1 protein-coding gene is annotated in these 1,254 nt (G+C 66.5%); it reads right to left on the reverse strand.

What is annotated here, in order from left to right; translation table 11 throughout:
- Positions 1-1,242, reverse strand: a 1,242-nt coding sequence (gene glyA / locus CFR79_RS15410; RefSeq protein ID WP_146220164.1) for a serine hydroxymethyltransferase, incomplete at its 3' end; no start/stop codon positions are given.
- Positions 1,243-1,254: the final 12 nt, after the last annotated feature.

The following is a 1,254-nucleotide window of genomic DNA, read 5'->3' on the forward strand; positions in this document are numbered from 1 at the left end:
GTAGATCGGGAACCGCGCACACAGCGCCTTGACGCGCGCATGGACGGCCTGTTCCGTGGCGGGACAGCCTTCGCCGCCTTCACGGGCAAGGGCGGTGAGGACCTCGTCAATCATGAGGCCGACTTCCCGGAACTCCGCCGCCCCAAAGCCGCGTGCGGTGGCCGCCGGGCTGCCAAGGCGAATGCCAGAGGTGATGGCGGGTTTTTCGGGGTCGAAGGGAATGGCGTTCTTGTTGGCGGTGATGCCCGCGCGTTCAAGGCTGCGTTCCGCCGCACGGCCCGTCACACCCTTGGGCCGCAGGTCAACGAGCAGCAGGTGGCAGTCGGTGCCGCCGGTCACGATGTCGAAGCCGCTGGCGACCAGCGTTTCCGCCAGCACGCGGGCGTTATTGGCCACGGCTTCCTGATAGGCACGGAAGTCGGGGCGCAGCGCCTCGCCGAAGGCGACGGCCTTGGCGGCGATGACATGCATGAGCGGACCGCCCTGCAGGCCGGGGAACACGGCGGAATTGATCTTCTTCGCCAGATCCGCGTCATTGGTCAGGATCAGCCCGCCACGCGGCCCGCGCAGGGTCTTGTGGGTGGTGGACGTGACCACATGGGCATGCGGCAGGGGCGACGGATACAGACCGGCCGCCACCAGCCCGGCGAAATGGGCCATGTCGACCATGAGGTACGCACCGACTTCATCGGCAATGGCGCGGAAGCGGGCAAAGTCGATGATGCGGGGATAGGCGGAGCCACCGGCGACGATCAGCTTCGGCTTTTCGGCGCGGGCCAGACGTTCCATTTCCTCGTAGTCCAGCAGGCCGTCCTCGCGGCGGACACCATACTGCACGGCGTTGAACCACTTGCCGGAATAGTTCGGGGCCGCGCCATGCGTCAGGTGGCCACCGGCGGCAAGGCTCATGCCCATGACGGTATCGCCCGGCCTGACCATCGCCATGAAGGCCGCCTGATTGGCGTTGGCGCCGGAATGGGGCTGCACGTTGGCGAATTCCGCGCCGAACATCTGCTTCACGCGCTCGATGGCCAGCGTCTCGACCTTGTCGACCTCGACGCAGCCACCGTAATAGCGGCGGCCAGGATAGCCTTCGGCGTATTTGTTGGTCAGCACGCTGCCCTGCGCCGCCATCACCGCGGCCGACACCATGTTCTCGCTCGCAATCAGTTCAATACCGTCGCGCTGGCGTTCCAGTTCCGCGCCAATGATCGCAGCAACATCCGGGTCCGCTTCCGTCAGCGGGGCGCGGAA

The organism is Komagataeibacter saccharivorans (genome assembly GCF_003207825.1).
In the GTDB taxonomy this organism is placed as follows: Bacteria; Pseudomonadota; Alphaproteobacteria; order Acetobacterales; family Acetobacteraceae; genus Komagataeibacter; species Komagataeibacter saccharivorans.